The organism is Bartonella bacilliformis Ver097, from assembly GCF_000709795.1.
GTDB lineage: Bacteria > Pseudomonadota > Alphaproteobacteria > Rhizobiales > Rhizobiaceae > Bartonella > Bartonella bacilliformis_A.
Map to the genome: position 1 here is coordinate 73,814 of NZ_KL503802.1, position 12,823 is coordinate 86,636.

The 12,823-nt window shown below is 37.1% G+C and carries 13 protein-coding genes; 2 read left to right on the forward strand and 11 right to left on the reverse strand.

Annotation, left to right across the window (positions count from 1 at the left end; all coding sequences use genetic code 11):
* Positions 1 to 105 precede the first annotated feature (105 nt).
* Complete coding sequence (locus tag H710_RS00280; protein ID WP_041848868.1) at positions 106 to 936, reverse strand: outer membrane protein; 831 nt, start codon at positions 934 to 936, stop codon at positions 106 to 108.
* Positions 937 to 1,374: 438 nt separating this feature from the next.
* A complete protein-coding gene (locus H710_RS00285) occupies positions 1,375 to 1,692 on the reverse strand; it encodes a hypothetical protein (protein ID WP_041848869.1) in 318 nt (105 codons plus the stop codon).
* A gap of 480 nt (positions 1,693 to 2,172) precedes the next feature.
* Between H710_RS00285 and H710_RS06310 the strand changes: the two genes are divergently transcribed.
* Positions 2,173 to 2,286, forward strand: coding sequence for a DUF1561 family protein (locus H710_RS06310; RefSeq protein WP_244875578.1), 114 nt, complete (start codon positions 2,173 to 2,175; stop codon positions 2,284 to 2,286).
* A gap of 354 nt (positions 2,287 to 2,640) precedes the next feature.
* The gene (locus H710_RS06315; RefSeq protein ID WP_244875579.1) at positions 2,641 to 2,868 is read left to right on the forward strand and encodes a hypothetical protein; all 228 of its coding nucleotides are present in this window, start codon (positions 2,641 to 2,643) and stop codon (positions 2,866 to 2,868) included.
* 202 nt (positions 2,869 to 3,070) lie between these two features.
* On the opposite strand, the gene H710_RS00295 is transcribed toward H710_RS06315, so the two are convergent.
* The 9 genes from H710_RS00295 to pstC form a co-directional block, all read right to left on the reverse strand.
* Complete coding sequence (locus H710_RS00295; RefSeq protein WP_196295840.1) at positions 3,071 to 3,688, reverse strand: ribonuclease D; 618 nt, start codon at positions 3,686 to 3,688, stop codon at positions 3,071 to 3,073.
* Positions 3,663 to 5,078, reverse strand: a complete 1,416-nt coding sequence (locus tag H710_RS00300; RefSeq protein ID WP_041848871.1) for a dipeptidase — start codon at positions 5,076 to 5,078, stop codon at positions 3,663 to 3,665. Before H710_RS00300 ends, H710_RS00295 begins: the two co-directional genes overlap by 26 nt.
* Positions 5,079 to 5,153: 75 nt before the next feature.
* A complete protein-coding gene (gene mutM / locus H710_RS00305; RefSeq protein ID WP_041848872.1) occupies positions 5,154 to 6,032 on the reverse strand; it encodes a bifunctional DNA-formamidopyrimidine glycosylase/DNA-(apurinic or apyrimidinic site) lyase in 879 nt (292 codons plus the stop codon).
* A gap of 48 nt (positions 6,033 to 6,080) precedes the next feature.
* Entirely contained in the window at positions 6,081 to 7,331 is a 1,251-nt protein-coding gene (locus H710_RS00310; protein ID WP_041848873.1) for an aminopeptidase, read from the reverse strand.
* A gap of 24 nt (positions 7,332 to 7,355) precedes the next feature.
* Positions 7,356 to 8,210 (reverse strand): cell wall hydrolase, encoded by an 855-nt coding sequence (locus H710_RS00315; protein WP_041848874.1) that lies wholly within the window; start codon positions 8,208 to 8,210, stop codon positions 7,356 to 7,358.
* Between the two features lie 289 nt (positions 8,211 to 8,499).
* Positions 8,500 to 9,222: a phosphate signaling complex protein PhoU gene (phoU, locus tag H710_RS00320; protein WP_041848875.1), complete on the reverse strand. Its 723-nt coding sequence runs from the start codon at positions 9,220 to 9,222 to the stop codon at positions 8,500 to 8,502.
* A gap of 22 nt (positions 9,223 to 9,244) precedes the next feature.
* On the reverse strand, positions 9,245 to 10,003 hold the full coding sequence (gene pstB / locus H710_RS00325) for a phosphate ABC transporter ATP-binding protein PstB (protein WP_041848876.1): 759 nt from the start codon (positions 10,001 to 10,003) through the stop codon (positions 9,245 to 9,247).
* A 41-nt stretch (positions 10,004 to 10,044) separates the two neighbouring features.
* Complete coding sequence (pstA, locus tag H710_RS00330) at positions 10,045 to 11,337, reverse strand: phosphate ABC transporter permease PstA (protein ID WP_041848877.1); 1,293 nt, start codon at positions 11,335 to 11,337, stop codon at positions 10,045 to 10,047.
* A complete protein-coding gene (gene pstC / locus H710_RS00335; RefSeq protein ID WP_041848878.1) occupies positions 11,334 to 12,794 on the reverse strand; it encodes a phosphate ABC transporter permease subunit PstC in 1,461 nt (486 codons plus the stop codon). Before pstC ends, pstA begins: the two co-directional genes overlap by 4 nt.
* Positions 12,795 to 12,823: the final 29 nt, after the last annotated feature.

Here is a 12,823-nt window from a genome sequence, read left to right on the forward strand (position 1 = left end):
ACCTACTTATCCCAAAATATCTGTAGTAAAAATGACACTTCCAGATAAAAAACGAAGGCCTTACCGAAAAGTAAGGCCTTTCATTCACTTAACATTAAAAAATGATTAAAATTTGTAAGCTACACCAATACGCAAATCACTAGTTTTATAGCTAATTTTTGACGTGTCTTTCAAAAAGTTCTTTTTACCAAAATCGGAATAACGATACTCTGTGCGAAGAATAACATCATCGGTCATTAAAAATTCAAAACCCGCACCAAGAGTGTAACCAACCATTGTCTTCTTATCATTCATAAAGTCTATTGAAGAAACTTCCCCTTTTGTTGGAGTCACTTCAAACCAAGGGGTGATTTGAAGCTGTGTATAAGAAACACCCCCCGCAATATAAGGCATCATACGATCCGAAGAAAAAGCAAGACGTATCCGTGTAGCGCCAGTCCAGTTTGCTTTATGAGTAACATTATAAGCAATTTTATCACCAATTTTAAGAGAATTAAAATTGTGGCCATAGTAGCTCATTAACGCCTGATGCAATTTTAATACTTCGTCATCAACACGTATTGGATCACTAAGTTGTTTATATTTTTGATGAGACCAAACCATATCTGTATCAACACCCACGACAAAACCACCACCGAGTTCAACATTGGAACCTAAATAAAGACCTCCTATGAAACCTGAAAGTTTAGGCAATTTTTCAGAACTGTCTTTATCTTCTCCACTCGCTGCTTTATGATATGAGAGATTACCTGATATCCCTCCAACTTGCACACCGAAATACAAACCTCCCCAAGAAAGATCAGAATGATCAACAATGGATATTGCCTTTTGTGCTGTTTGCGCCTTTGACATAATTACAGTGTCAGCTGCCTGCACCAAAGAAGGCAAACTTAAAGCAACCACACATAGCGACAATAAAATATTTTTTTTATTCATAGCTCCTATCTCCATTTCTATAACATTTACAAATAGACCTTACAAAAATCCATTCCAGATATTATAGCAAAAATACAACTAAAAGTTAAATATAAAAAATACACTACTTTTAGTATATAAACACCCGCTTGGAGGTGAACTTTGTTTAAACATTACCTATCTCGCAATAACTTCATTACAAGACAATAAACTTGCGAGCTCCACCTTAAAAAATTCACCAATTTTGGCTATTCCACGACCAACTCGCTTTTTACTAACCATCCTGCAGATACCGTAATAACTGATCCTTTTGCTTCATTTGCCTAATTCCGAAAGTAGTAGAACCACCCGCCTTCAACTAAACTAACATCACAACGCTTTGAATTTACATAAATATAAAGATAGACACATTTTGAGGAAAACACCCCCTCTAACGACAAAAGCCGCCCCCTATTCTAATTAAAAGCTAAACGGAGATCGACTAAACGGATTTCTCTTTTTCCGCGGGGAATTCCAGAAAGACTTATTCTTTCCTTTACTGTAACTTATCTTTTGTATTCGTTCATCAGTTAGTGACCATTCATAATCACCAGCATCAGCACTATTTTTCAAAACAAGATCTAAAGAGTTACTTTCCTGATGATCAGAGCGACAATTTTCTACAGTTATATCAGCATCTAGCATCTGCTCTTTAACACCTGCAAAATTCTCTCCCTGAGCTGCAGTAATTAAACCCAAAGAAAAAATAGATACAACAATAGGATATTTTGCATTCATAGATTTATCTCCTTAATAAATTATCCAAAACATGTTTTATTTTACACAAAACGTGTTTTTTGTAAAATATTTTATCTTAAATATCTATAAAAAAAATAACACGAAACAAAAAAATAAAACAAATTTATATGGTTAAATATTTGATTTAAAATCAAAAACAATGATATAAATAAATATTATATTCATTGATTCTATCTTCAGGATTAGTTATCCAAAACGGATTTATATAAATCACAATAACGATACAATTATAAAAATAAAGGCTCCATCAAAGATAGAACCTTCTTTTAACCATTTAACCCCATGTATAATGAGATTGATAAGCAATACCAGTTTAACTTATTTTATTATCTGATGAATAGCCAACTTCAAATCTTTGCTTTGCAAATTCCCTTTTTGTTAAAGCTAAAATACTCATATTGTGTAATTGATACATCTGCTAGCAAGAATATAACCAAACGACTTCATGCTATTGCTACCATGACAAGTGATACTACATTAAATGCTGGAATATGTGGATTTTGTCTCTTGCAAACTTATCAGATAATTGCCGAACTTCAAGAATATTACCTAGAATTTCCTCCTTCAATTTGATATAGCTCCCAACACTGATCCGATGCATTCACTAAGATAGAGATTCTTTCCAATCTATAACATTACGCTTACCGCTCCACAATTTTATAGGATCCCTCTAAATCCAACGAAAACAAATGATATGATAGCTGTCAGAATAGCATCTTCAACAACGCATTTTATTCTACTACCTTTTGATTGGAGAGTATCAGATCTAGCTACAGATCGGAATGATATCTTATTCTATTAGAACACTTTTAACTGCATCTCCTGGAACAATTTGGATAGGTTAATTACCTATAATCTCCAAGTAGTAAAAGAGCTAGACATGCAGTTCCAATTTTACGTTTTTCTACTGGGCTTAAGGTTACTTCAATAAATACCTCACTGAATCTTTTCCCGTTTACTAATGAAATCTTAGCAACACCAGATCCTAATCTTGTTTTACTGCTTTTACTGCGACTAGCTCAAAGAAGTAATTTAAAAATTAGTTCTTTTGCAACATTGAAATTAATTGGAGACGAAACAAATCCTCTAAGTGTTATGATTTCTCAAAATAATTGTACTGGAGAGAGAGAAGAGGAAGTGGGCGTTTACCGATAAGCACTTTAGTTAATCAACGCATAAGTGGGAGATGTCCACTTTGAGAAAACAAAAAGTAAAGAAACCGATTTTGAATTTCTGCGAAAATTAATGCTTTTTAGTAATTTTGTTTACGTTAATAAAAATGGACACGCATAACACCTACACATAAGAACATTGATAAGCCATTTTCTCTACGCATGTACAATAAGCTTTTTTAAGTTCAACTATGTGCAAAAATATCAATTTCTGGCCATCCTAAAAGATCAAGTTTTGCTCTTACAGGTAAAAATTGAAAACAGGCCTTTGCAACATCTTCTCTTTCTTCACGCTTTAAACGCTCTTCAAGTACACCTTTTAAACGATGCAGATATAAAACATCAGATGCCGCATATTCAATTTGTGCACGCGATAAAGTTTCTGCTGCCCAATCCGATGATTGTTGCTGTTTAGAAATATTAACATTCAATAATTCGCTACAAATTTCCTTTAAACCGTGACGATCAGTATAGGTGCGAGTGAGCTTTGATGCAATCTTCGTACAAAAAACAGCATCTGGCATAATACCAAATGTATGCTCTAAAATAGCAAGATCAAAACGCCCAAAATGAAATATTTTAGTTATTGCCTTATCTGCAAGTAATTTTACCAAATTGGGAGCACTATTTTGTCCTTTAGCAATCTGTATAATGTCCGCTGTGCCATCCCCAGAAGAAAGCTGCACAACACATAAACGGTCACGATGCGGTTGTAGTCCTAAAGTTTCAGTGTCAACTGCAACAGCATTAACACAATAATTATCTAAGTTCGGCAAATCACCTTGATGAACGCGAATGTCTATCATTTATCTTCCTATTTGCTAAAGTTGTAAGAATACGTGCCCAAGACCGCTGCCCTTTATGAAATGACTTTAGATTATATTTTTCATTAGGCGAATGAATACGATCATCAACTAATGCAAATCCAACCAAAATAGCTTCCATATCTAAAATTGACTGAAAATCACCAACAACTGGAATTGAACCACCCATAGCAATCAATAAAGCAGGATTACCCCACTCTTGTGATAACGCATCCTTTGCCGCCTCAATAAAAGGTGAATCATAAGAGAGTTGGATAGCTGGAGAAGAGCCATGCTCCTTAAATACAACTGAGCAATCAGCAGGTATAAGACCACTTACATAATTGCGAAAAGCTTGACGTATTTTTTCTGGATTTTGTCTATGTACTAAACGAAAAGAAACTTTTGCACTCGCTTGAGAAGCAATGACCGTTTTAAACCCCTCACCCTCATAGCCCCCACTAATACCATTGATTTCAGCTGTAGGACGAGCCCATACTCGTTCTAAAACACTACGCCCCTTTTCACCAGCAGGAAGAGAAAGGCCTATAGGTTTTAGAAATTTTTCTGCATTATAACCAAGCTCATTCCATGATTGTAAAATATGTGGAGGTGTTTCTTCTACACCATCATAAAATCCAGGAAGCGTTACCTTCCCATTATCATCATGAAGACCTGCTAAAATGTTGGTTAAAATATGAATAGGATTGGCTGCTGCTCCTCCAAAATAACCGGAATGCAAATCACGATTAGCTGCCGTAATAATGATTTCTTCCCCAACCAAGCCTCGAAGACCAACAGAAATAGAAGGTGTATTAGCATCCCACATTGAGGTATCACAAACTAACGCACAATCAGCCCTAAGCTCATCAACATTTGCTTTTAAAAAAGGAATCAATGAAGGGGAACCCGTTTCTTCTTCACCTTCAAATAAAATAGTAATTTTAACAGGAAGCTGACCTGTCTCTTCCTTAAATGCACGACATGCTTCAACAAAAGTCATAAGCTGGCCTTTATCATCTGAAGCACCCCGAGCACAAATAACCTTTTCTCCATCCCGCTCTTGCAAAGAAGGTTCAAACGGCTCATTTTCCCATAAATTTAATGGATCAACAGGTTGGACATCATAATGCCCATAAAATAATACATGCAAACAATCATCTGAAGGCCCTGGATGATGGGCAACAACCATCGGATGACCTGATGTTTCACGGCATGAAGCCTCAAAACCAATAGTTTTCAAATCTTCCACCAGCCAATCAGCTGTTTGACGACATGCATGTTTATAAGCTGGATCTGTAGAAATTGACTGAAAACGCAAAAGCGAAAAAAGACGTTCCAAGCTTTTGTCTATATTTTTATCAAGGTGTGTTAAAACTTTATCAAGCATAAAAAAACCTCTTAATTCTAGCAAAAACTCATAAACTACTTTAAGCCTATTATAAGATTTTGCAAGACGCTTTATTTATTTCTGACACTGTGGACAATAAAAGCTTGAACGTCCAGACTGCACAATACGCACAATATGCATACCACATCGTGAACATTCTTTTCCTTCTCGCCCATAAACCGAAAAACAGTGTTGAAAATAACCAAGTGATCCATCAATATGAACATAATCACGCAAAGAAGAACCACCAGAAAAAATCGCTTCAGAAATCACATCGCATATACTCTGTGCTAAACACTTCGCTAATTCGCGCGCATGTGCACTTTTTGACGCCAACGTCAATGCTCTACGCTCTGGAGATAAATAACTGCGCCAAAGTGCTTCACACACATAAATATTCCCAAGACCTGCAACAATAGACTGATCAAGCAAAACAGCTTTAAGAGATGTCTTCTTATTGATAAAAGCCTTTTGTAAATAAGCTCCAGAAACCGCATTGCCTATAGGTTCAAGTCCTAGATTCTTTAAAAGCGGATGTTCATAAAGTCTCATTGTATCTGCTAAAAGCATAAAACCAAAACGACGAGAATCATTATAAATAAGACGATACATTTTACCGTTTATTGCTTGAAAACTCATGATGAAGTGATCATGCGCAACCAATTTACCCATAGAAGAATAATGCTTTTCCCTTAAAAGATCATCCTCTATATGCCATGATCCTGACATTCCTAAATGACTTACAATCGTTTGATTCTGTGATAAATGAAACAATAAATATTTTGCACGCCGACTAAGTTTTATAATTATTCTACCTGTAAGACACTCAGAAAATGATTCTGGAAAAGGAAATCGTAGATTTTTACAGCCCAGTGAAACAGATATAATCCTTGAACCCGTCAAAACTGGCTCAAGACCACGACGAACCGTTTCTACCTCAGGAAGTTCAGGCATTTATCTCCTTATCTTGCAAACACAAGTGCTGTTAAAAAAATAACAATGTTAAGCCCACTCTCCTCGACGAAATACAGGAACTCTCGTACCAACCTGCGTAATACCATCTATATCGATATCACCTGATCCAATCATCCAATCAATATGAATGATACTCTTATTACCACCACGCATTGCGATCTCTTCTGCTGTCAACGATGACCCACTCAAGAAACATTTGGAATAACACTGTCCTAAAGCAATATGGCATGCAGCATTTTCATCAAATAATGTATTATAAAAAAGTAATCCACTCTTAGAAATGGGTGAAGAATGTGGAACAAGAGCAACCTCACCTAATCGACTCGCACCTTCATCGCTCTGTAAAACTTGTTGTAAGACTTGCTGACCTACCGAAGCACGTGCATCAACAATACGCCCTGCTTCAAAGCGCACTTCAATATTATCAATCAGTGCTCCTTGATAGGATAGTGGTTTCGTTGAACGAACAAAACCCTCAACCTTATAAGCATGAGGGGTAGTAAACACTTCTTCAGTTGGAATATTAGGATTACAAACAACACCGTTTTGAGCCGTAGAAGCTCCCCCTTGCCATTCATGCTCATCAGCTAGACCAACGATTAAATCCGTACCGGGCCCTGTAAAATGCAAAGCAGAAAAACGCTGCTCATTGAGCCATAATGAACGCTTTTTCAAAATTGTATTATGTGCATTCCACGCATGCACTGCATCATCCTCTGTAACGCGTGAAGAAGAAAAAATCGCATCAGCTAATTTTTTAATAGCTTCATCAACTGGCAAATCAGGAAACATCATCTTAGCCCATCCTACTGTGGGATAAGCAATAATTGACCAGTTAATAGCAAAATTGGATATTTTGTTAAGAGCAGGTTGATACGCCATAGAAGTAGCCTTATTCAACCGTGTTACTTTATCTAAATCTTGATTAGAAAGAAGTGAAGGATTATCACCAACAATCGCTAGACGCGCAGCACCATTTTCAAAAGCTTTCGCTATTCCCTCGTAAAGCCAAGAAGGCGCACTATCAAAACTCTCAGCATGTGCATTTTCGAAGCGCATCAATACCAAAGCTTCATCACCCAAAATTGGTGTAATAACACCAGCGCCAGCTTTATAAGCATGATAAGCAATACGTCGTACCAGAGGTAAAGTTTCAACTGGAGCCGTCAGAACGAGATCTTGTCCTTTTTGTAAATTGAGCCCTACTTTTACTGCAACTTCTGCAAGACGATCAAGCATTTCAGGAAAAATCGTCTTCGTATGAATGTCAAAGCACATCACAATACCCCTTTGGTTATCAAATTACCGAATTCTATAATGCTCTTCTAACATTGCAACAACTGCATTTAACTTACTTTGTGAAGGAATAGCATACACCTGAACTAATTGACTACCGTGCATCCGATCAGTACGATTAGGTGCAGGCATAGGAATGGGAATTGCACTAAATTGCGCAACAGCAGAAGAAGAAGTAGCATCTATTTCATTTTTCTGCTTCACTTCTATTGAAAAAAATGCTTTTTGAATTTCATTTTTTTCTGTTGCTCTCTTGTCCAGATCTAAATCGGCAAAGCTTGGTATATTGCCAGAATGTTCTTGGGCAAAAGCAACGGCAACATTATAAGGGCGATCATTAACAGGAACCTGGAGTGATCCATCACGTGCCCGCTTTTCATAGAAAGCATTTCCCCCTGCTATACGAACATAGTGCATATTCTTATATGGAAAAGACAATCCAGCGGTATGAAAAAACATGGCGTTTTTACTTTTTTTATCTCTTTCACCACGTAAAACAGCATCTGCTGCTTCTTTAACACGAGCAACAGACGCCCGCTCAGTCATAGGACGCGTTAACACACCAGGAGCAAATTGTTTGCGCTGACCAACAACACCACAAATTGTCTTTGGATAAGCCGTTGAATTAACACGATTCATAACAACCGTGCCAACAGCAATCATTCCCTCACGGCTTGAACGATTGGATTCAAAATACATTGCACGCATCAAACATTGGCGTTCTGTCAGTGGATATACAGTCTCCTTAGCTTCTTTATTATCATCTACCTTTTTTATACCCAAGTAATTTGCAGAGCAACCCGCTGTAATCAACGATAATAAAGAAAGTGCAACAATCATAATCCAACGATTTTTTTTCATCTTATGCAATAAATTCCTATGTTTTTAAAAACAATAAAACGAGGATAAACTCTAAATGTAGATTGAAGAAATATATATCGCTAATGATTAGCTTTTCAGAAGATTTTAATACGTAGAGTCATCAGGGAAAACTAATATATAAAAAATAATAAGAAAATCTTAATCTAAAGAATATTTCATTACCCGAATGATGCGTATTTAATTAATCATTCTATTCTTAATAGCCGAAGCAACTATTAATGTCTGAAATACTCTTTTGCCCACTTTCATTTTCTTTTAAGATTAGCACTTAATCTATTTTCTTATCTTTCACTCCAACTTCATACGTAAGATCATCACGAGGACGATCAAAAGACATATAATGACCTGTTATAATATAATGCAGTGTTTCAGCGATATTAGTAACATGATCTCCAATTCGCTCAACACTTTTTGCACAAAAAAGCAAATGCGTACAAACTGTAATATTACGCATATCCTCCATCATATAAGTCAAAAGCTCCCGAAAAAGAGATGTATATAAAGCGTCAATTTTATTATCACGGTCACGTACCGCATCAGTGCGATCCAATAATCGATGTGTATAAGCGTCTAACACTTCTTTCAGCTGATTGAGTGCTAAAGCTGTAATCGCTTCAAGCCCACGGTAAAAAGCAGCTGGTTGACGTATTTCTGAAATAGCAACCGCTCGCTTAGCGATGTTTTTTGCCATATCCCCAATCCGTTCAAGATCAGAAGAAATACGAATAGCACCAACAATTTCACGCAAATCAACAGCCATCGGTTGACGTTTACAAATAATCGTCATTGCTTTTTCATTAATATCACGTTCTGCCTCATCTAAAAATAAATCATCAGAAATCACCTTAGCAGCAAGCTGAAGATCATCAGAAACAATCGATGCCAAAGAACATCCAATCATTCTCTCTGCATAATCACCCATCTCTACAATTTTTTCTGCTAAATATTTTAACTCTACATCATAAGAACGGACGGTATGACTCATAGACATATCCTATACTCCTCAATTCGACTTACCCGAAACGCCCTGTAATATAATCTTGCGTACGCTCCTCTTTCGGTGAGGTAAACATCATTTCAGTTTCACCAACTTCTACTAGATGCCCCAAATGAAACATAGCCGTATATTGCGAAACACGTGCAGCTTGTTGCATTGAATGTGTTACAATAACGATTGTATAATTTTCCCGTAACGCATCAATAAGTTCTTCAATACGTGCTGTTGCAATTGGATCAAGAGCCGAACATGGTTCATCCATCAAGATCACTTCAGGATTCACCGCAATAGCACGCGCAATACATAAACGTTGTTGCTGCCCTCCTGACAAACTCGTCCCTGCCCCATGAAGGCGATCTTTCACTTCTTCAAATAATCCAGCCTGTATCAAACTTTTTTCAACCATATCATGCAATTCAGCACGGGATTTTACTAAACCATGAATCCTTGGCCCATAAGCAACATTTTCAAAAATAGATTTTGGAAAAGGATTGGGTTTTTGAAAGACCATCCCAACACGTGTGCGCAATTCGACAACATCAATTTGAGAATCATAGATATTCTCATCATCTAAAGTAACAAGACCCGTTACTTTAGCGCCCTCAATGATATCATTCATACGGTTAAAACAACGTAAAAAAGTTGATTTCCCGCAGCCTGAAGGGCCAATTAACGCAGTCACTTGATGTTTTAAGATATCAAGAGTAATGCCATGAAGTGCTTCTTTTCCTCCATAAAAAACTTTCACATCTTGACCGCGCATTTTGATCTTCATGACAGACCTAACCTTATTTTAATATACAAACTTTCTTTAAATTACCAACGCCGCTCAAATCGTCGCCGCAAAAGAACAACTGCAATATTCATAACAGCAAGAAAAATCATTAATACAATAATAGCACCCGATGTCTTTTCAATAAAAGCTCGTTCTGCTTCACCAGCCCACATAAAAATTTGAACAGGCAAAGCAGTTGCTGGATCCATCGGCGTGGTAGGAACATTCGCAACAAAAGCAACCATCCCAACCAAAAGTAAAGGAGCTGTTTCTCCTAACGCCTGGGCTAAACCAATAATTGTACCAGTCAGAATACCAGGCGCAGCTAAAGGAACAACATGATGAAAAACCATTTGCGTCTTTGATGCTCCCAACCCTAAAGCTGCTGCACGAATAGAAAATGGAACAGCCCGCAAAGCAGAACGGGTGGCAATAATAATTGTTGGCAATGTCATAAGAGTTAAAACAAGCCCACCTACAAAAGATGCTGAACGCGGCATCCCACACACATTAATAAAAATAGAAAGCCCTAAAAGACCAAAAATAATCGAAGGAACCGCAGCAAGATTATTGATATTAACCTCTATCAAATCTGTCAATTTATTTTTGTGCCCATATTCTTCAAGATAAATAGCTGTTGCCATACCAATAGGCAATGAACCCATTAAAACAATAATCATCATAAAAAGAGAGCCCATGATGGCGACACCTAATCCTGAGGTCTCAGGGCGACTTGATGCACCCAATGTAAAAAAACCGTAATTAAATGCCTGATAAAGTGTACCATCATCCGTTAAATGCTTCATCCACTCTATTCTTTGATTAAAAATTTTGCGATTTTTTCCTGTGACATGAAGATCAATCTGCCCTTTATAAGCTGAGTCAATGTCTGCTGCCGCTAAAACTTTAATTTTTTGTGTTGTTCCAATCAGATTTGGATTCTTTATAATCATATCACGCAACTGAACACGTATACCATGAGAAAACATGCGGCTAACATTACGCATCAATGCCTGATCATTGTGATCTACTCCAAGTTTTGTAGCTAAAGCATTGCTTACAAGAAGCGGATAATTGGCAGTCATTAATATTTTGGGATTAATCATACGTTGTCCATTTGGATCAATTATTTTCTCGTCCAAATAAACCGATAATGCCATTTCACTTTGAAAAAAAGCTGTATAACCTCGACTGATCACAGACCATAAAAGAATAGCCAAAAAGGACAAACCAATAAAAATGGCGATTAAACCATAAGCACGAAAACGACACTCAGCCCAATAGCGACGTTTTAGGCCAATATTTCGGCGATGAGAGAGAGAATACCCTTTCATTCGTAGTGCTTTCGATATTTACGCACTATGTAAAGAGCAAAAATATTCATCAAAAGAGTAAAAACAAAAAGCGTCATCCCTAGAGCAAAAGCTACCAGAGTTTGTGGTGAATTAAACTCAAGATCACCAGTCAATTGATTAACAATTTTAACTGTCATTGTTGTCATTGCTGCAAATGGATTAAGAGTCAAATTCGCTGCAACACCTGCTGCTAAAACAACAATCATTGTTTCTCCAATTGCACGTGATGCTGTCAACAAAATGGCTCCCACAATCCCAGGAAGTGCTGCTGGTATAACAACTTTTTTAATCGTTTCAGATTGCGTTGCTCCTAGGCCATAGGAACCTTCACGCAAAGAATGCGGAACAGCAGTAATAATATCATCTGATAAAGATGAAACAAATGGGATGAGCATAATTCCCATCACTAGACCAGCAGTTAGAACGCTTTGGGCCATGATAAAACCAGTTCCACCAGAAAAAGCAATAGAGAGATCACGCAAAAAAGGTCCAACAACCATCAAAGCAAAAAAGCCATAAACAATTGTTGGAATACCAGCAAGTACTTCCAATAGTGGTTTTACAATTGACCGCAATTTACTAGAAGCATATTCAGCCATATAAATAGCAGCAAATAACCCAACAGGAACAGAAAAAATCATTGCCACAAACGCAATATAAAATGTGCCCGCAAGTAACGGTATTAAACCAAATTGTCCAATCTCATCCCCAGAACCACTAGCTGAAAAACGGGGATCCCAAACCGTCCCAAAAAAGAAATTTGAAAATGGCACAAATTGAAAAAAACTAATCGTCTGAAAAAACATGGAAGCTACAATGCCGATTGTTATTAACACCGTCATCGCAGATGCACAAAACAATCCAATAATAACTAAACGCTCAACTTTATTGCGCACACGTTGATGTGGAGCAACATGCATCACTCCAAAGACAAAGCCACTAAACGCAATAATAAAAAGTAAAATACGCCCTATAAATTGCAATTTTTCAGAAGAAAAGTACCACGACTTTGCTATCCGCAACACATATTCCGGTGCATCTACGGGTAAAACAAATCCCTTCGCTAACAATTGTGTCCGCACATCTCCATAAGAAGCAATAGACAAAATCCCCTCAGAATTGGGCATAATTCTAACTAAACTACAAATAGTCGTCCAAACAATATCACGATTAACAGTTTCTGTTATAGATTCTTCTACAGCCTCAACTTCCTGCAAAGCACTATATTCTAAGTAAACTAAACTCCCACTATGCCAACATATCAAAAAAACAAGGGCTGGGATAACAATCATTACAAATGTCCACCAACCATAATAATGTGCACGAGAATGCATTTTGAGTCCTGTCGACTCAAGACGAGAAGCTCGCATATAAGAAATGCAAAAGCCTATACAACCAAAAATTAGTAGCAGTGCAATAACCAGAAACACGGGCATATTATCTTTTAATGTTTACAAAAAAGCAA

Bases quoted from the DNA above. Each gene is read 5' to 3' on its own strand.
- pstA (WP_041848877.1), bottom strand. From the start codon at position 11,337: ATGAAAGGGTATTCTCTCTCTCATCGCCGAAATATTGGCCTAAAACGT.
- phoU (WP_041848875.1), bottom strand. From the start codon at position 9,222: ATGTCTATGAGTCATACCGTCCGTTCTTATGATGTAGAGTTAAAATAT.
- H710_RS00315 (WP_041848874.1), bottom strand. From the start codon at position 8,210: ATGAAAAAAAATCGTTGGATTATGATTGTTGCACTTTCTTTATTATCG.
- H710_RS00280 (WP_041848868.1), bottom strand. From the start codon at position 936: ATGAATAAAAAAAATATTTTATTGTCGCTATGTGTGGTTGCTTTAAGT.
- H710_RS06310 (WP_244875578.1), top strand. From the start codon at position 2,173: ATGACAAGTGATACTACATTAAATGCTGGAATATGTGGATTTTGTCTC.
- pstB (WP_041848876.1), bottom strand. From the start codon at position 10,003: ATGAAGATCAAAATGCGCGGTCAAGATGTGAAAGTTTTTTATGGAGGA.
- H710_RS00310 (WP_041848873.1), bottom strand. From the start codon at position 7,331: ATGTGCTTTGACATTCATACGAAGACGATTTTTCCTGAAATGCTTGAT.
- pstC (WP_041848878.1), bottom strand. From the start codon at position 12,794: ATGCCCGTGTTTCTGGTTATTGCACTGCTACTAATTTTTGGTTGTATA.
- mutM (WP_041848872.1), bottom strand. From the start codon at position 6,032: ATGCCTGAACTTCCTGAGGTAGAAACGGTTCGTCGTGGTCTTGAGCCA.
- H710_RS00300 (WP_041848871.1), bottom strand. From the start codon at position 5,078: ATGCTTGATAAAGTTTTAACACACCTTGATAAAAATATAGACAAAAGC.
- H710_RS00285 (WP_041848869.1), bottom strand. From the start codon at position 1,692: ATGAATGCAAAATATCCTATTGTTGTATCTATTTTTTCTTTGGGTTTA.